Annotated in this window: 13 protein-coding genes and 1 tRNA gene; 8 read left to right on the top strand and 6 right to left on the bottom strand. The window is 70.6% G+C overall.

Annotated elements, in window-relative coordinates:
* Positions 1 to 183: 183 nt before the first annotated feature.
* On the top strand, positions 184 to 1,299 hold the full coding sequence (locus tag AB0I83_RS20075; RefSeq protein ID WP_356535127.1) for an ADP-ribosylglycohydrolase family protein: 1,116 nt from the start codon (positions 184 to 186) through the stop codon (positions 1,297 to 1,299).
* A gap of 180 nt (positions 1,300 to 1,479) precedes the next feature.
* On the opposite strand, the gene AB0I83_RS20080 is transcribed toward AB0I83_RS20075, so the two are convergent.
* From AB0I83_RS20080 to AB0I83_RS20095, 4 genes are all read right to left on the bottom strand, one after another.
* Complete coding sequence (locus tag AB0I83_RS20080) at positions 1,480 to 3,063, bottom strand: sodium:solute symporter family protein (protein WP_363305567.1); 1,584 nt, start codon at positions 3,061 to 3,063, stop codon at positions 1,480 to 1,482.
* Positions 3,064 to 3,604: 541 nt separating this feature from the next.
* On the bottom strand, positions 3,605 to 3,811 hold the full coding sequence (locus AB0I83_RS20085; protein ID WP_363305568.1) for a DUF397 domain-containing protein: 207 nt from the start codon (positions 3,809 to 3,811) through the stop codon (positions 3,605 to 3,607).
* Positions 3,812 to 4,057: 246 nt separating this feature from the next.
* Positions 4,058 to 4,939, bottom strand: a complete 882-nt coding sequence (locus AB0I83_RS20090; protein ID WP_356842942.1) for a helix-turn-helix transcriptional regulator — start codon at positions 4,937 to 4,939, stop codon at positions 4,058 to 4,060.
* Between the two features lie 218 nt (positions 4,940 to 5,157).
* Positions 5,158 to 5,877: a GPP34 family phosphoprotein gene (locus AB0I83_RS20095; protein ID WP_363305569.1), complete on the bottom strand. Its 720-nt coding sequence runs from the start codon at positions 5,875 to 5,877 to the stop codon at positions 5,158 to 5,160.
* Between the two features lie 195 nt (positions 5,878 to 6,072).
* On the opposite strand from AB0I83_RS20095, the gene AB0I83_RS20100 reads away from it, so the two are divergent.
* The 6 genes from AB0I83_RS20100 (at position 6,073) to AB0I83_RS20125 (ending at position 14,093) form a co-directional block, all read left to right on the top strand.
* The gene (locus tag AB0I83_RS20100; protein ID WP_363305571.1) at positions 6,073 to 8,790 is read left to right on the top strand and encodes a D-alanyl-D-alanine carboxypeptidase; all 2,718 of its coding nucleotides are present in this window, start codon (positions 6,073 to 6,075) and stop codon (positions 8,788 to 8,790) included.
* A 231-nt stretch (positions 8,791 to 9,021) separates the two neighbouring features.
* On the top strand, positions 9,022 to 10,842 hold the full coding sequence (locus AB0I83_RS20105; protein ID WP_363305572.1) for an MFS transporter: 1,821 nt from the start codon (positions 9,022 to 9,024) through the stop codon (positions 10,840 to 10,842).
* A 71-nt stretch (positions 10,843 to 10,913) separates the two neighbouring features.
* The gene (locus AB0I83_RS20110) at positions 10,914 to 11,834 is read left to right on the top strand and encodes an adhesin (RefSeq protein ID WP_363305574.1); all 921 of its coding nucleotides are present in this window, start codon (positions 10,914 to 10,916) and stop codon (positions 11,832 to 11,834) included.
* Between the two features lie 245 nt (positions 11,835 to 12,079).
* Positions 12,080 to 12,976: an aminoglycoside phosphotransferase family protein gene (locus AB0I83_RS20115; RefSeq protein ID WP_363305674.1), complete on the top strand. Its 897-nt coding sequence runs from the start codon at positions 12,080 to 12,082 to the stop codon at positions 12,974 to 12,976.
* Between the two features lie 506 nt (positions 12,977 to 13,482).
* Positions 13,483 to 13,728, top strand: coding sequence for a hypothetical protein (locus tag AB0I83_RS20120; protein WP_356535135.1), 246 nt, complete (start codon positions 13,483 to 13,485; stop codon positions 13,726 to 13,728).
* Positions 13,729 to 13,907: 179 nt separating this feature from the next.
* Positions 13,908 to 14,093 (top strand): hypothetical protein, encoded by a 186-nt coding sequence (locus AB0I83_RS20125; protein WP_363305575.1) that lies wholly within the window; start codon positions 13,908 to 13,910, stop codon positions 14,091 to 14,093.
* 380 nt (positions 14,094 to 14,473) lie between these two features.
* On the opposite strand, the gene AB0I83_RS20130 is transcribed toward AB0I83_RS20125, so the two are convergent.
* Positions 14,474 to 14,549 (bottom strand) — tRNA-Arg (locus AB0I83_RS20130).
* Between the two features lie 496 nt (positions 14,550 to 15,045).
* Between AB0I83_RS20130 and AB0I83_RS20135 the strand changes: the two genes are divergently transcribed.
* The gene (locus AB0I83_RS20135; RefSeq protein WP_363305675.1) at positions 15,046 to 16,701 is read left to right on the top strand and encodes a class I adenylate-forming enzyme family protein; all 1,656 of its coding nucleotides are present in this window, start codon (positions 15,046 to 15,048) and stop codon (positions 16,699 to 16,701) included.
* Positions 16,702 to 16,833: 132 nt separating this feature from the next.
* Here the strand turns inward: AB0I83_RS20135 and AB0I83_RS20140 are convergent, their stop codons facing one another.
* Complete coding sequence (locus AB0I83_RS20140; RefSeq protein WP_363305576.1) at positions 16,834 to 18,111, bottom strand: M6 family metalloprotease domain-containing protein; 1,278 nt, start codon at positions 18,109 to 18,111, stop codon at positions 16,834 to 16,836.
* Positions 18,112 to 18,162 lie beyond the last annotated feature (51 nt).

Below are 18,162 nucleotides of genomic sequence, written 5' to 3' on the forward strand. Positions count from 1 at the left end.
GGTGTCCCGCGTCGGGAGAAGGCGGACGGTCCGGATAACCCTGAGGAATGCCTTTCAAAGGGGATCTGAGGAGTTACTGAGTACATTCCGTTCGACCCCGGAGACACCGCATTCCCTTCGATTACAGTGCTTGCGCGGTCGCACTGCCGGTAACACCCCGGTATTCGTCGAGGAAGGGGCACGGTGACCACAGGGACCACAGCTGTCTGGGGCCGTGCCGAACAGCAGGACTTCCGCAGCCGGGTGCGCGGCGCCCTGCTCGGCGCCGCAGTCGGGGACGCGGTCGGAGCGGGCGTCTCCGGGCTCACCCTGGAGGAGATCCGCGCCGCGCACGGGGTGGACGGGGTCGTGGACTTCGTCCCCGTCCACGGCAGACGGGGCGCCGTCACCGCCGTCACCCAGCTCACCCTCTTCACCGTCGACGGGCTCATCAGGGCGCAGGTCAGGCGCGACACCGGCGCCTGGCACCCGCCCACCGACGTGCACCGCGCCCATCTGCGCTGGGCGGCCACCCAGAACGCCTGGGGGCCGGACGAGCGCCGCAAGGACAACGGCTGGCTGGCCAGGGAGGAGTGGCTCTACAAGCGCCGCGCCCCCACCCGGGAGTGCCTGATCGGCTTCGGGGACACCACCATGGGCACCCTCGCCGTACCCAAGAACCCGGCCGCACGCGATTCGGCCGCGCTCACCCGCTCGGCGCCGTTCGGGCTGCTCGTCGGCTGGGAGCCCCAACTCGTGCTCCAGCTGGCCGTCGAGTGCGCCGCCCACACCCATGGCCACGCCACCGCCCAGCTCGCCGCCGGCGCCTTCGCGGTCATGGTGCACGGCCTGGCCCGCGGCGAGACCCTGGACGGTTCCGTGCAGCACGCCCTGGCACTGCTCGCCGAGCGGCCCGGCAACGAGCAGGTCACCGACGCCCTCCGGCAGGCCCTCGGCTCCGTACGGCAGGGGATCCCGGGCCCCGCGCTGATCGAGGCGCTCGGCGACACCGACTCCGCGGAGGAGGTCCTCGCGGTGGCGCTGTACTGCGCGCTGGTCGGCGAGGACGTACGGCACGGCCTGCGGCTCGCCGTGAACCACTCAGGGCCGTCCGCGGCCACCGGTGCCGTCTGCGGGGCCCTCCTCGGCGCGCTGCACGGAGAGACGGCGCTGCCGCCCGCCTGGCTGGCCGAGTTGGAGGGGCGGTCCACCCTCCTCGAACTCTCCGACGACTTCGCCATGGAGATGACGCAGGGCCCCGCCCTGCACAGCCCGGCCGCGGTCGCCCCCGGGTGGCTGGCGCGCTACCCGCGGGACTGAACGGACGGGCGCGGGGCGGACGGGCGCTGGGAGGTGGCGGGCGGACGGAGAGGTGGCGGACGGTCGGAGAGGTGGCGGACGGTCGGAGATGGGCGGGCGGACGGAGATGGGCGGGCGCCGCCGCGCCCGCCCACCGTTCCTGGGTCCCACCCCCGTGAGTACCGGCCGCGCCGGGTGCGGTCAGTCGCGTACCTCCTCGGGAACCCCCGTGCCCTCGGGGCCCGTCTTCTGCGTGGGGACGCCGGCCGTGGCGGCCGTACCCGCGGGGCCACCGTCGTCCGTGTTGATCATCTCGATGAGGGCGTCGCGCTCCGGTGTGTCCTCGGGCTTGATGAACCCGATGACGACGTACAGCACCAGTGAGATGGCGAGCGGCAGTGCCACCTGGTACTGCAGGGCGACGTCGGTTTTCACCGAGCCGTCGAAGTTGTAGTTGGTGAAGTAGAAGGCGAGCAGCCCCGCCGCCCAGCTCGTGAGCGCCGCGGTCGGACCCGAGCGGCGGAACCTGCGGAGCAGGCCCAGCATGAACGGGATCGCGATCGGTCCCATCAGGCCGGCCACCCACTTGATGACCACCGAGATGATGTCCTTGAACGCCGGTGAGTTGATCTGGGTCGCCAGCGCCATCGACAGCGCGAGGAACGCGAGCGTGGACAGCCGCGCGGCCAGCAGGCCGCTGCGGTTGCTCCAGGTGCGGGCGGCCCTCGAGAAGACCGGTGCGATGTCCCGGGTGAAGACCGCCGAGATGGCGTTGGCGTCGGATGAGCACATCGCCATCGTGTGCGAGAAGAAGCCGACGACGACCAGGCCCAACAGCCCGTGCGGGAGCAGTTGCTCGGTCATCAGGGCGTAGCTGTCCGAGGCGTCGGGCTTCTTGGCCTCGACGAGCAGCGGGGCCACCCACATCGGGAAGAAGAGCACCGTCGGCCAGACCAGCCACAGGACGGCGGAGAGGCGGGCCGAACGGGTCGCGGAGCGCGCGGAGTCCGTGGCCATGTAGCGCTGGGCCTGGTTCCACATGCCGCCGTTGTACTCGAAGGTCTTGATGAACAGATAGGCCAGCAGGAAGGTCACGGTGTACGGACCCGCCGTCGGGTCGGTGTGGCCCTCGGGCAGCTTGTCCCACACCGTCCACAGCGAGCTGAAGCCGCCCAGCTTGCTCATCGCGATGACGAGCATGGCCACACCGGCGAAGAGCTGGATGATGAACTGCCCGAGCTCGGTGAGGGCGTCGGCCCACAGCCCGCCGACCGTGCAGTACACGGCGGTGATGGCACCGGTGATGAAGATGCCCTGGGTGAGGGTGATGCCGGTGAAGACGGAGAGCAGGGTGGCGATGGCGGCCCACTTGGCGCCGACGTCCACGATCTTCAGCAGCAGCCCCGACCAGGCCAGGGCCTGCTGGGTCTGGATGTTGTAGCGGTTCTTCAGGTATTCGAGCGGCGAGGCCACGTGCAGCCGCGAGCGCAGCCGGTTGAGCCGCGGCGCGAAGAGCTTCGCCCCGATGCCGATACCGATCGCGATGGGCAGCGACCAGGTCACGAAGGACGTGACGCCGTACTGGTAGGCGATACCGGCGTATCCGGTGAACATCACCGCGCTGTACCCGGACATGTGGTGCGAGATGCCCGAGAGCCACCACGGCATCTTGCCGCCGGCCGTGAAGAAGTCGCTGACGTTGTCGACGCGTTTGTGCGACCAGAGTCCGATCGCGACCATCACACCGAAGTAGCCGATGAGCACGGCCCAGTCGAGACTGTTCATGTGCCCCCTCCAGGGGTCCGCCTTGTGAACGGGAACGCACTTCGTCAGTACGGCCGTTCAGCGGGGCCCCGTGCGGGAACGGGGACTTCGGGGATTGAACCGCCTGTCAGGGTCCTCGGTCAAGGTTTCCTCGGTCATAAATGTGAACGCTAATCAGCAAGTCGAACGATTTTGCTTTTTCTTGACCTTGCGGGGCGTTGTCGTGAACGTGACCACGGCCACACGATGAGCGGGCACTTCGTCAGGCTGTGCAGAGACCGACTCCACGCAGGAGCGCCCGAGAACGCAGAACGGCCGCACGGGATGCGGGTCCCGTGCGGCCGGAGAAGAGGATGAGCTGAACCACGTGACGCTTACGCACGATCGGGGCTGCCGCGACCTTCGTTGACGTCCCGGTGCGTGCGGTACGTCGATGGCGGCGCTGGATCCGGTAGTGCGCGAGGCCCCCCTCGGCCAGGACGGCGGGCCGGTCGAGAGGGATCGCGGTGGTCGTGCGCGACCAGCCGGATGCGACTGTGGCGCGTGCTGTTCGGTGTGCCGGTCAGGCGTTGATCGAACCCGACGCGACATCGCGTACAAAGGTGTTCCATGCCCCGGGCACGAAGGCGAGCGAGGGGCCCTCGGGGGCCTTCGAGTCACGCACGGCGATGGCCTGGGTGACGGGCGACTTCACCTCGACGCACGCGCCGTTGCCGCCGGAGTACGACGACTTCGTCCAGTTGTCGGTAGCGCCCTGAAGAATAGCCATGTTCACTCCGGTTCAGAGAGTTGATGTGTGGGGCACCAACTTCGTCCTGTTGGCGTGATCGACGCTACTCGCCAACATCGCCCGGTGGTGCGGCCGTTCACTCGACCGGATGGCTTATTCCCCAGGGGTCTTCCGCTGCGAGGTGGAGGCGGTGTATCATCCCGCCCCCAGCTCGCCTGCGTCACCGTACGTCCCGACTGCCAGGAGTGTCGGTGGCGTCCTGGTCGCATTGACTCCGGCCGCCGTTCACTCGCCGTCGGGCCTGCGGTCGAGGCGCGTGTACTCCTTGACGATGTCGCCGATGAACTGCCGGGTCTGGTCCACGTTCAGTGCCTGTGCACGCAGGTGCTCGTACATGACGCTGTAGCGCTGCACGTCGTTCGCCTTCTCCAGGTAGAGGTCGCTCGTGACCCCTTCGATGTACACGACGCTGGAGTCCGCGGCGTCCGGGAACTCCAGGATCGCGTACTGCCCGCTGATACCCGGGTGCGCGCCCATGTCGAAGGGCAGGACCTGCACGGTCACATGAGGCAGCTGGGACTGTTCGATGAGGTGCTCGAGCTGCTCGATCATGATCTGTTTGCCGCCGACCCGCCGGCGCAGCGCGGACTCGTCGATGACGGCCCACAGGCGCAGAGGGTGTTCGAGGGAGTTGACGCGGTCCTGGCGGCGGGCCCGGACGTTGACCCGCTTCTCGATGTCGCTCGGGGGCGCCTCGGGCAGCGCCCCGGTGATCAGGGCCTCCGCGTAACCCCGTGTCTGCAGCAGCCCGGGAACGACCTGGGGTTCGTACACCCTGAGGGACTCGGCGTCGGTCTCCAGGCCGATGTACACGCTGTACGGGATGTCTCCGAACGCGTGCCACCAGCCCTGCTGGCGGGAGTCCTTCGCCATCTGCATCAGTGAGTCGACGATGCGGTGGTCCTCGACCTCGTACACCCCGCACAGATCGCGGACGTCGCGCTGGCTGATGGAGCGGCGGCCGTTCTCCAGGCGGCTGATCTTCGACTGCGAGACCAGCAGTCGCTCCGCCACCTCCTCGGCCGTCATGCCCTTGATCTCGCGGAGGCGGCGCAATTCCTGGCCCAACCGGCGTCGCCTGACGGTGGGATTGACGTTGGTCGGCACGGGAACGGCACCTCCGGCTATGCAGCTGTTGTAGCTGTGCGTATCTACTGCTCAGCAGATTGCCACCCGCGGCCCCGGGCGCGCTGGGAAACGGCGACACCAAAGCGCGCGGGGCAGCCGGTGGATCCGGCTGCCCCGCGCGTGGTGCGGCTCCCGAACCGGGTCATGGGGACGTCGGTGCGGCGGTGTTCGGTTGTCCGCGCGAGGGGCTCGCGCGGTCAGTGCACGGAGGTCTGCGCCATGCTGCCGTGCCGCGCCTGCGCTTGCGGCTGCAACGGCAAGCCTGCCGCCTGCTGACTACGGCGTGGCTGGACGGCCGCGCCGTTCTGGACGTCCATCACGGCATGCGCCACGAGGCCGCCCATCGGGTCGTGTCTGATCAGGTCCCGGAGCCGGGAGCGCGAAGAGCGCCCCTCGTTCCCGGGGTACAGGTGCTTGCCGAGTCCGACCGCGTGGGCCAGTGCGGCGAGCGCCGCGGTCCGCGGGTCCGGCGGTACGCCGGTGCGGATCGCGCTGTCCAGCCGGGCCTTGATGTCCCGGCTGATTGCCGTGTCCGTCGCCTGGTAGCGAGTCGTCGGCAGCACTCCGCACATCTGGCCCGCCACGGCATGCACCATGCCGCACCGCTCCAGATGAGCGAGGTAGATCTGGCGGAGTCCCAGCCGGGGCCCGCCGATCCAGTGGACCGCCCGAACCGGACTGCCACGACGGCGCAGCAGTTCCAGTGCGGAGTCCAGAGTCGGATCTCCTGTCGGCCGTGGCATCACCACGGCTATACGATCCCCGTCAGGGGCTATCCGTCCTGCCAGAGCCAGCTCTACTAGCTGTGCCCCGGCCAGGCCGAGGTCGAGCGACTGCGGCTGCGCTGTGGTACCCGTGGTCGGGTCCAGAGCGAGCAGCAAAAGCTCCTCCGGGATTGTTCTGCGGCTCCTGCCCATCCATGCCTCCCCGCGTGGATGAGTGACAGGGTGACCCCTCTCACATTGGTCTGTCGAGGGTGCCTGGGTGCTTTGTGAGGGAACCGTTAGGTATGTCGTTCTCGTCTAGCGGCTAGGTCAAGGGTTCACACAGGACACTGGTAGATGGTTCGGACAGTGCGGGCATGGCCCCGCTGCGCATCAAGGAGGTAATCGGTGGCGGGCGAGTCCCCCGGCAGGTCGGAACAGCGGAAGTCGTCGGGGACGGCCGAGGAACGCGATCCGCGTCTCGCCGTGTTCCGTGAACCGGTCGCCGTGGCGGACGGTGAACCGGGCGGCGGAACGACAGGAGCCGAGGCGGACAGCAAGACGGCGGTCTTCCGGGTACCGCGCTCCGCGGACGCCGACACGTCCGAGGACGCCGGTGCCTCCGACAGCGGCAACGTGTCCGACGGCACCCCGGCGCCTGCGGGCTCCCAGGGGCCCGCAGGGTCCCCGGCACCCTCGGAGAGCCCTGAAGGGGCCTCCAGGCCCCGCGGAGAGGCCGAGAAGGGCACCGGCCGGGCGGCCGACCGGGCTCGGACGGCCGCCGAGCCGTCCACGGCGCCTGAGGCCGCCCCGGAATCGGACACCGCTGCCGCCGCGAAGCAGCCCGACAGCGACTCCGGCAGCGACTCCGACGCCGCGGGCGATGCCGGCGTCGCGGGCGGAGCGGCGGACTCCGGCCCGGCTCCCACTTCCGGCGCCTCTGGCACCCCCGAATCTGACGCCTCTGAGGCCTCCGACGTCTCTGGCACTCCCGACTCCGACGGCGACGCCGGCGCGGAAGCCGAACCCGAGGAGCGGCCCGAGGCCGCTTCGGGCTCCGGCGACGAGGCGGGACCAGCGCCGACCGACACCCGGCTGCGCGCCGCTGTCGCGGCGTGGGTCGCGGGCGAGCCGGACGAGGAAACCGCAGGCCAGGGTGGTGCCGCCAAGAGTGAGGACGCGAAGTCCCACGGAGACACGGACTCCGAAGCCGAAGCCGCTGGCACCAGTGCGACGGCGAGCGCCGACGGTCCCGACAGCCCGGACCCGGACGCGGACCCGCAGTCAGGCGCAGGCACCGGGGGCGCCGGCACGGAGGACAGCGCCACCGAGGACAGCGCCACCGGCGCCGCCCCCGCAGAGGGAGCCGACGCAGAGGTCCCGGCCGCCTCCGCCACGTCCGATGCCGCCGACGCCCCCCGCGTCCCGAGGACCCGCGAGGAGTCCTCCCCGGCCGACGAGGCGGAGCCCGCCGCGGACGAGCGGGGGATCGACCATCCGACCGCCGTCTTCAAGGCACCGCGCGCGGAACGCCTCGACCAGCCGACGACCGCGCTGAAGCTCCCGCCGAAGCTGCAGTCGAAGGAGAAGCCGGACACCGGGCGCAAGCAGCCGGCCCCCGGCGGATCCGGGACCTCCGGGACCTCCGGGGCAGCGGGCGTCCCCGAGTCCCCCCGGGAGCGGACCAGCAAGTTCGTGCCGCTGCGCTCGGACGACGTACGTCCCGCCTCTCCCGTCGTCGGTCCCACCGTCACCCCGGACATCACGGTCGGATCCGCGGCCGCCGCCGGATCCGCGGCCGGGCTGACCGAGGCCGAGCGGACCAGGCAGCAGCCCATGCCGCCCAAGCCGCCGCTCGACCTGCTGGCCGAGCTGACGAACACCCCGCCGCCGGAGGAGACCCCTGTCCGCACCGCGGTGCGGCGGGTCAAGATCTGGACGCCGCTGGTCCTGCTTGCGCTGATCATATTTGCGATCGCACAGTCGGTGCGCCCGCTGCCCGAGCCCACGCTGGCCCTCTCCGCGGACCCGACGTTCACCTTCGGCGGCGAGAAGCTGGACATGCCGTGGCCCGAGGACGGACAGGGCGCCGTCGAGGTCGAGGGCGTGGGCGCCATCGGCTCCTACGGCAAGGAGAAGTCCGCGCCGATCGCGAGCATGGCGAAGGTGATGACCGCCTACGTGATCCTCCAGGGGCACCCGATCACCGGGAAGCAGACCGGTGAGCAGATCGCGGTGGACAAGCGGGCCGGTGAGGAGGCGAGCCTCGAGGACGAGTCGCGGGTGGCGATCGAGGAGGGCCAGAAGTACTCCGAGCACCAGATGCTCGAGATGCTGATGATCCCTTCGGGCAACAACGTCGCCCGGCTGCTGGCCCGCTGGGACGCGGGTAGCGAGAAGGCCTTCGTCGAGAAGATGAACAAGGCGGCCGACGACCTCGGGATGACCAAGTCGACCTACACGGATCCGAGCGGTCTCAAGTCCTCCACCGTCTCCACGCCCGCCGACCAGATCAAGCTGGGCAAGGCGGTCATGCAGAACGACGTCTTCCGGGAGATCGTGAACATGCCCCAGGCAGACATCCCGGACGTCGGCAGGATCTACAACAACAACTACATCCTGCTGGAGCCCGGCGTCAGCGGAATCAAGACCGGCTCGTCCACCCCGGCCGGCGGAAACCTGCTCTGGACGGCCGACACCGTCGTCGACGGCAAGTCCCGCCGCATCATCGGTGCGGTGATGGGTTCCACCCTCGAGGGCACGCTGGACGCGAAGCTGGAACGCGCGAGGCAGAACAGCCTCAAGCTGATCAAGGCCGCGCAGAAGGGCGTCGACTCCGCCACGGTCGTGAAGAAGGGGCAGGTCGTCGGTTACGTCGACAACGGTTTCGGGGTCCGTACGCCCGTGGTCGCCACCAAGGACCTCAAGGCGGTCGGCTGGGGCGGGTTGGAGGTCGAGCTCGATCTGGGTGCCGGTGACGAGCCGCTCAAGCAGACGGCGAAGGCGGGCACGGTCGTCGGACAGGTGACGGTCGGTACCGGTACCGGCAAGGTCGCGGCCCCCGTCGCGCTGCAGGACGCGATGACGGAGCCCGGTTTCGGCGACAAGCTCACCCGCATCACCTGACCGGCCGGGCGGCCTCCACCCCGCAGCCGAGGGCTGTCGTCGTACTCCCTGGCGGCGGGGCAGCCCTCAGGGGCGGAGGCCGTCCGACGACGGGGCAGCGCGGGCGAAATGCCGCGTGCTAGCGTCCGAAGGCAACGGGCGGGCGTCGGGACGCGTCTTCCCGGGTACGGACGGGGCCCGTGCAGTGCATCCACGGTTCGGCAGGCCCGGGCAGGGACGGGGAGAGTCGCAGTGACCACCGCTGAGCCGACACGGGCTGACCGCAGGCCGCCCGCCGAGAGTCTCTCCGTCCGCATCCCGGCGCAGGCCGCCGGGGACGGCGGCGGACCGGACCGTTCGATACGAAGCCGCATCCGGCGCCACCCGGTCCTCTTCACGACCCTCGTCGCCGCCGCCGTGCACCTGCTCTGGTTCCTCTTCTTCGCGAACAGCGGTGGAGACATCGCGGCGCAGGACGCCTGGGCCGAGTTCGTCGGCCGCCATCCCGGTACGGCGTACAACCTCGCCTGGTACGGGGGCATGCATCCGGTCTCGTACAGCGTGGTGTCGCCCTACCTCATGTCCGTACTCGGCGTCCGCACGACGATGATGGTCGTCGGCACCGTGTCGTCGGCGCTCACCGCGCTGATCCTCGTGCGGGTGCCCGCCGTCCGCAACCCGCTCGCCTGCGCCCTCGCCGGAGTCTTCGCCTACCTCTGCAACGCCCTGTCCGGCCGTGTCACGTTCGGGCTCGGCATGATGTTCGCGCTCGGTGCCGTCGCCGCCGTCTTCTGCTGGCCCCACCGCTGGCGGTACAAGCGCTGGGCGAAGGCGGTCGTCGCCGCGCCGCTGGCCGGTCTCGCGACGGCGGGCAGCCCGGTCGCGGGGCTCTTCCTCGGAGTGGTCGCCGCGGCACTCTTCCTGAACAAACGGCGCCCCGGGTCGTACGCCCTCGGCCTCGCGCCCGTCGCGGTGGTGGTCCTGTCCGCCTGGCTCTTCCCGTTCTCGGGCACGCAGCCGATGGCGATCGGAACCCTGTCGCTGCCGTTCCTGTACTCGGTGTTCGTCTTCTTCCTGGTGCCCCGCGACTGGCACACCGTGCGCACGGCCGCCGCGGTGTACGGCGTCGGGACACTGCTGACGTACGTGGTCGACTCCCAGATCGGCTCGAACGTGTCGCGCATGGCGATGCTGTTCGCCGGTGTCGTCCTGCTCGCCGCGCTGCCGTACACGGCGCCCCGCACCCGGCGCTGGTACGCGCTGCTCGTCGTCTTCGCGGGGCTGAACTTCTGGATCGGTTTCAAGGGCGTCGACGACATCGTCCGTACCGCCCCCACCGCCTCCTGGAACCGTGAACTGGCCCCGCTGGTCAACCAGCTCCAGAAGGCAGGGGCGGAGCGGGGCCGGGTCGAGGTGGTCCCCGCCAGCAGCCACCGCGAGGCCTCCGCGCTCGCGCCGTACGTCAACCTGGCCCGCGGCTGGAACCGGCAGGCCGACATGAAGCGCAACCCGCTCTTCTACGACGACACCCTCGACGCAGTGAACTACCGCGAGTGGCTCGACCGCTGGGCCGTGCACTACGTGGTGCTGCCGACGGGGAAGCCGGACAGCGGGGCGGAGCAGGAGGCGGGGCTCGTCGAGAGGGGGCAGCCGTATCTCAAGGCGGTCTGGAGCGACGCCAACTGGAAGCTCTTCCGGGTCCTGGACCCGGTGCCGCTCGCGGATCCGCCCGCGACGGTGGAGCGTGCCGGTGACGACGAGCTGACGATCCGGGTGCAGACCGCCGGCCGGGTCCTGATCCGTATCCCGTACTCCCGTTGGCTCGCCGTCGTGGACGGCGAGGGCAGGAGCGTGGAGCGCCCGCAGGAGACGGAGGCCTCCAAGAAGCGGTCGGCGGAGGACGAGAGCGTGACCAAGGACTTCGTCAATGACCACGGCTGTCTGATCAAGGTCGACGAGGACGGGGACGGTGACGAGTGGACCGAACTGCTCGCACCTCGTCCGGGGGTCTACCGCCTCGCGGCGCCCTACCAGTTGCAGCCCGGCACACCGTGCCCCGAGGAACTCCGCTGACGAAGGCCGGCGTCCGCGGATAGTGCGGGAACCCTCGCTCCCGGGGCGCCGCACTGGCAAGGTGTGCTGCCATGAAGTGCCAACATTGCGGCGGCGAACGCATAGGACCGCTGCCGGGCATGGTCTGCCCGGAGTGCCGTTCGGTGGTCCGTTCGCCTCGCGGGAGCAGTTCCTGGATCGCGCAGGAGACGTTGATGGGCCGGGTCTCCACGCTCACCAGGAGGCGAAAGGCCCTGTTGGCGGCAGGAGTCGTGGTGGCCGCGGGAAGTCTGGCCACCGCGGTGTCGCTGCTGGCCGCGGGGGGCGGGACCGGGCGTCCCGAGGCGGCGGGCCGGGCCGGCGCCGTACCGGCACCGATCGGCGGCGGGGCCCCGACCCGCATCGGACCGGGTGACGCGGGAGGCGCCCCCGATCCGGGGGGCGGCGGATCTCCTGCGGATCCGGAGCCAGGGACCTCGGAGTCACCTGCTGAACCGGGCAGTTACCGCTTCTCGGAGTGGGCGGGTCCTGGCTGTACGACGGGCGACTACGTGGAGCGCGGGCGTTTCGAGAACGGCGACGCCGGCTGGTACACGGTCGAGTCCGGCGGCTTCGAGGGCACGGACTGCGACGGCCGCTTCAGCGCGGTCCCGATGTCGGGAAGCCCGACCGAGGACCGTGGGAGCAGCGCGGTCTGGTCCTGGCGGCTGGGAAAGGGCTTCCACGAGTGCGCGCTGACGGTCTTCGTGCCGCGCAGCGTCCGCGACCGCGACGTGGCGGGCGACCCCACCGTGTACCGGGTGCTCTCCGACCCGCACGACGCCGAATCCGCCTACACGGGCTTCGCCGTGCGCCAGCCGGAACACCGGGGCAGCGCCGTCGACGTACGGAGCTACCCGGTCAAGGGCGAAACCTTCGCCGTCCAGATGACCGACCGGGGCCGCGACTGGGGCGACGAGGCGCTGGTGGGCGCGCACCACGCGGCGGCGCAGCTCAAGGCCTCCTGCCGCTGACGCGCGACCCCGCCCGACGCGAATCCCGCTTGACGCTCCGTGCCAGGGCGACTTCCATCGGCCGGATGGACGCCGACGACGGAACACACTCCGGCGAAGCGACGCATGCCGACGACGGAACACACTCCGGCGAAGCGACGCATGCCGACGGCGGGACGCACTCGCACGATGTGATGCAGACCGACGGAGGGACGGACACCCGCGCCACGACGCACGCCGACACCGGGACGGACTCGCACGATGTGATGCACGCCGACGAGACGAAGAGCGACGCGGCGCTCGTACGACGCCTGCTGGCCGCCCAGTTCCCCGCCTGGGCGGACCTGCCGGTCGAGCCGGTGGCGTCCAACGGGACGGTCAACGCGATCTACCGGCTGGGCCCGGACATGGCCGTACGGCTGCCCCGCATCGAGGGCGGCTCGAAGGACGTGGCGACGGAACACCGCTGGCTGCCCCGCCTCGCGCCGCACCTCCCTTACGCCGTCCCCGCCCCCTTGGGCAGAGGCGCGCCCGGGGAAGGATACCCGTGGTCTTGGTCGGTATGCAGCTGGCTCGACGGCACGAACCCGTCGGCGGGCTCGGGTGGCACCGAACTGGCCCTGGAACTGGCGGAGTTCGTCCGAGCCCTGTGCGCGGTCGACCCCATGGACGGCCCACCTGCCTACCGCAGCGAACCGCTTGCCTCCCGGGACACGGCGACCCGCGGCGCCCTGGACGCGCTGCACGGCGTGATCGACACAGCCGCGGCGGCCGACATCTGGGCCCGAACCCTGCGCACTCCTGGCCCGGAGGGCCCGCCGACATGGGTCCACGGCGACCTGCAGCCCGGAAACGTCCTGGTCTCGGCCGGCCGGCTGAGCGCGGTCATCGACTTCGGCTGCATGGGGCTGGCGGACCCGGCGGTCGACCTGATCGCAGGCTGGTACCTGCTGTCGGCCGGGGCCAGACGGACCCTGCGTGAAGAGACGGGAGCGGACCCGGCGGCCTGGGCGCGGGGCCGGGGCTGGGCCCTGTCGATCGCGCTCATGGAACTCTCGTACTACCGGACGTCGAACCCGGTGATGGCTGCCACGGCCCGGCACGTGATCGCCGAGATCCTGTCGGACGGGGAAGACGGTGCCGGTGGACGGCGGGGCGAGTGAGGTACGAGGCGCTTCCACGCCCCCGGGAACATCTCCAGGTGCCCGATGGAGGGTTCCGGACCACGTATGGCAAGGTCTGCCGCCAGCTCACGCCGGCCGGGCGTCGCGAGGGAGTCGGACCCGTGGCTGTCTCCGGTTTCCGGCATCCTGCGGCGGTGTTCCGAAGGCGCCTGAGAAGCGTGCAGGGCGCAGTGCGCCCGGTCCGAGGAGCACCTGATGACGATTCCGTCCCGGGCAACCTGAGGTCTCCCCGACCTTCAGCTCTGCGCGGCCGGGAGAGGAATCAGCTGCGGGCGGGCCGGCCGGTGTGCTTCGCTGCTGATCGGGCGACTACCGCGTGGCGGCTGTCCTCTCAGGAGCCGCGACGCTCACCGCTGCCACCAACGTCGTTCGTCGGCGCCGCTGACACACCGATCGCGGAAGTCGGCGGTACACGACTGCCGTTGAGACACCACGCCTTCCGTGCCCGTCGTGGTGAGATGGATCGTCTTCGGGGAGGAATCTTTATGTGGACAGCAGTGCTCGGCGTGCTCCTGCTGCTCGGTGTGGTCTCGGCGATCAACCAGGCGCGGCAAGGGAAGTGGTACACGGCCGGGGGGATCCTGTTGCCCGTCCTGGGGATCGATCTGATGCTGTTCGGTGCGCTGGAACGGCATGACTCGTTCTTCTGGCTGGGTGTCGCGGTCGCCGTCGCAGGGTTCGGAATGGAGTTCATGGCCTACCGGAGGACCCGAACACTCGCGGCCCAATAGGCGTCGAACCTGGCACGGAGCGCCGGCAGACCTCCGGTCCGGCCCGACGTTCCGCGGGTGCCTCTCGGATCGGCACCTGGCGGGCATGGGGGTGTTGGTCGGCATGGATTCCTTGACAGATCTCGTCCGCCAGACCGGCTCCGGCGTGCGAGTTTCATGCATGTGACCACTGAACCGATGTGGGAGAGCTGTTGCACCGGCGCGGCTGGCGGACGGCATTCGCGGTCGCTGAAAGCCTGAACGCGTGGGCCGTCCTGCTGAGCCTTCTCGAGCGCGGCCACGACTACGACATCGTCCACGACACGCAGTGGGAGGCGATCAGCCACATGGACCGAGCGCTCAAGCGCCTTCTGCCAACCGCCTGAGAGACTGCCGGTGGAATCGCGGCGAGCCCAGGGGTGGGAATGTTCGGGATGATCGTGGTGGGTGCCCTGTTCTTGGTGATTGCCATAGCCCTCGCCTGGGCTGTCCTCGGAGTACATGCGCTGCTTCTCGGCCGGATGCCGGGACGTTGGCTCCCTCGGCTGGTGCGACAGCCGAGAGTGTGGGGAGCGGGGGCCCTGCTCATGGTGGTGAGCTGGAACCAAGGATCCCCGTCGCTGCTGGTGATCGGCATTGGCCTTGTCGCATTGGGGCACGTGATGAAGCCCGCGAGGTGACGTGGTCTGCTCGCAGGGGGGACGCGACTGCCGTCAAATGATGCTGACAGAAAGGCCCGGACCATGATCGGTCCGGGCCTTTTCCCTGGTGCCCCCGGCAGGATTCGAACCTGCGACACCCGCTTTAGGAGAGCGGTGCTCTATCCCCTGAGCTACGAAGGCGAGGCTGGTGATCCGGTCCATGAGGACCGGGTCACCGCCGACAGTGTAGCGGGTGGGGCGAGGTCCTCACCTGGGGTTCACGTTCCGCGCGCCCAGGCCGTGTGAACCAGGGGCCGGGGAGTCGGCAAGTATGCATCGCCTGGTGGCCTACGGCAGTGCACGGCACGCGCCGCTCGCACCGCCCACTGCCTTCGGGGAGCGGCCCGCGCCGCCCCGGCCGACGCCTTCACCCGCTGCGGACCGGTCCCCGGCGGGTAAGCCACGGCAGAGTGAGGCAGGCCGGGGCGTGACCGCCGGGCGGGGGCCGTCCGACCCTGTTGACGAGGCCTCGGTGCGGGCATAGCGTCGCCGGGTTGTCGAGCCAGCCGTGGAGAGGCCGTACGTGCCGCACACCGACCCCAGCCGTCCCCTTCCTCCCGCCACGGTTCCGACCGAGCCCGTTCCCGCCGCGCCCCCTCCTCCCCCTCCCGTCGACGACCCGGCTGCCCGCGCCCGTATCGAGGCGGCTCTGACCGCTCCCGGTGCTCCCTTCGCCGTGGTGCGTGCCGAGCACGGGCCTCTCGTCTACGCCAACGGCCCGCGCACGCTGCGCGAGTTCGTCGAGGCGACCTGGGCGTTCGGTGATCTGCCGTTCCTGCTTTCGGGTGATCGGGTCTGCTCGTACGGGGAGTTCTTCGCCGCTGCCTCCGCGCTGGCGCGGAGGCTCACCGATGTGTACGGGCTGCGGCCCGGCGACCGGGCCGTGGTGGCGATGCGGAACCGTCCCGAGTGGCAGATCGCCTTCTGGGCGGTGCAGTTGGCCGGTCTCGTCGCCGTGCCGCTCAACGGATGGTGGACCGAGGCCGAGTACCTCTACGCCCTCGACGACTGCGAGCCGCGTGTGCTGCTGGTCGACGGGGAGCAGCTGCCCAAGGTGGCGGCCTGGGGTACCGAGGCCGCCGCGCGGTTCGTCGTGTTCCACGGCGGGGGTGTGGACGGCCCGCTGCCCGAGGGGGCGGAACGGTACGCGGATCTGCCGGATCCCGATCCGCTGGCGGCGCCTCCCGAGGTGGAGATCCGTCCCGAGGACGACGCCACGATCATCTACACCTCCGGTACCACCGGCCGGCCCAAGGGCGCCGTGGCCACTCATCTCGCACAGGCGGGAGCCGCGCTCAACCCCCGCTACCAGGCGGCCTTTTCCGCGCTGGGCAGGGGAGCTGTCCCGGGGCAGGGGCCCGCGCCGGTGACCCTGATGACCTTTCCCTTCTTCCACGTCGCCGCGTTCACCAGCCTCTACTCGGCGATGGCGGCGGGCGGTGCGCTCGTCCTCATGCCGAAGTGGGACGCCGACGAGGCACTGCGGCTGATCCGCGGGCACGGGGTCACGCACTACGCGGGGGTCCCCGCCACCGCGCTGCAGTTGCTCGCGGCTGCCGACGCCGCAGGCGACGGTCTGGAGAGCCTCCGGGGTCTGAACACCGGTGGGGCCGCGGCCCCACCGGACCTGGTCGCCCGGCTGACCGCGCGGCACGGCGATCGGATCGAGCCGCGTAACGGGTACGGCCTGACCGAGACCAGCGGAGGTGTGCTGGCCAACTTCGGTGCCGCTTACCGTGCCCATCCCGACTGCGTGGGCACCCCCACGCCCGTCACCGAGGTCCGCATCGCCGGTCCGGCCGGGGAGGCGCTCGCGGACGGCGAGGCCGGAGAGCTGTGGCTGCGCGGCCAGTCCCTGGTCCGGGGCTACTGGCGTGACGAGGCGGCGACCGCCGTGGCCTTCGCCGGAGGCTGGTTCCGTACGGGGGATCTCGCCGTCGTCCGGGACGGGCTGGTGGCCGTCGTCGACCGCATCAAGGACATGGTGGTCCGGGGCGGCGAGAACGTGTACTGCGTGGAGGTCGAGGCCGCCCTGCACGAGCATCCCGACGTGGAGGACGCGGCGGTGCTCGGCGTTCCGCATCCGGTGCTGGGGGAGGAGGTCGCGGCGGTCGTAAGGCTGCGCCCGGGGTCCACGGCCACGGCGGACGAGCTGCGGGCACACGTGGGCCGGAGCCTGGCCGCGTTCAAGGTCCCGGCCCATGTGCTGGTGTCACCGGAGCCGCTGCCCCGGAACGCGACGGGGAAGATCCTCAAGCGGCGGCTGCGCGGCGCGTTCGAAGGGCCGGCGTAGGCGACGGGGCTCCTGGACATCGAGGCGACGGGGCGCCGGGGCCTCGCGTGGACATCGAGGACCGGGTGAGCGACGGGGCGACGGGGCTCGTGTGGGAACGAGCGGGGCGGAGCTGCGGAGGGCCGTCGCGGGTCAGGACCGGGTGATCCGTATCCGGTAGCTCCCGTCGTCCTCCTTCGCGAGCACGGAGATGCGTATGCCGTTGGCCCGGTCGTCGAACGTCTCGCCGGGTTCGAACGGGGCGTCGGAGAGCTCGGTGTGGACATTGGGGCGCCGGGTGCAGCCGCCGCTGTCCTCGGTGCTGTCGGCCACCGATACGGGGCCCTGGCCGGTGTCCACGTCCGAGCTGACCTCGTAGATCAGGACGCCGGGCCGGCAGACGGCCTCGTCGTTGCCCTCCGGAGTCCGTACCTCCACCGCCCAGCCCGACTGTGCGGTCAGCGGTACGAAGGCCAGCTTGGAGCCGCCCGTCGTGGCCAGCGGTTCGAGGGTGTGCTCGCTGGTGCCGGGGGCGGCGGCGCAGCTGACCTGGTCGTTGTCCAGCCAGCCGAGCTTCCACTTGTGCCAGCCCAGGAGGTCGTTGTTGGCCCCCCAGTCCTCGGACATGATGTCCCAGTGCCCCACGGAGCCGCCGCCCTCCATCGTGTAGAGGTCGGGCAGCCCGAAGACGTGGCCGTTCTCGTGGGGCAGGACGCGGTAGCCGGTCTCCGGGTACGACCCCGAGCCGTCGTCCTGGCGGCTGTACACGAAGGACGTGTTGGCGAGCGGGACCCCGTCGGCGAACGGGGCGTCGTCGTTGCCGGAGAAGGTCACCGACAGGACGGTGTCCAGTGCCGAGGGGCCGGCGTTCGGGGTGACCAGCACGTTGACGAGGTCGTACGCCGAGAAGTCGACCTTCGGATCGGCGACGGTCACGAGGTCCTTGACGAGCTTGCGGTAGCCCGGTTCGTACGGTGAGCCCCGCTCTATGCCGTACTCCGAGAACGGCAGCGGCATCCGCAGCCACTCGTCCACGGGGGCTTCCGGCTGGTAGGTGAGCCGCCCGTACGAGCTGGTGCTGAACCAGTCGGAGGTCTGCGGGAAGAACTCGGCGAGCCGGTCCGCGGCAGGTTCCGTCGCCTGTGCGTCGGGGAAGTCGATCATCAGGTTGAGGGCCTTGATCCGGCCGGTGGAGCGGGCGTAGCCGGGCGGTGTCGGTATCCCCTCCGACATCTGTACGCCCATGGCCGTCGATATTCGGCACGGTGCGAGGCCGGGGCCCCGGGGGGCCGCCACCGGTCCGGCGGAGGCGCGGCTCGCGATGGGGAGGGTGGAGCTGGCCGATGCCATCGTGGCGATGACCAGGGCCGTTGCTCCGGCGAGGGCGAGCGGGCGGCGGACGCTGCGTATCCGGTGGCGGGGCTGCTGCACGGGCGTCGCCGCCTTCGGGTCCGCGGCAGCCGGCCGGCCCTGGCTGCGCTC

Origin of the sequence: Streptomyces sp. NPDC049970 (assembly GCF_040660235.1) — a bacterium.
Lineage (GTDB): Bacteria > Actinomycetota > Actinomycetes > Streptomycetales > Streptomycetaceae > Streptomyces.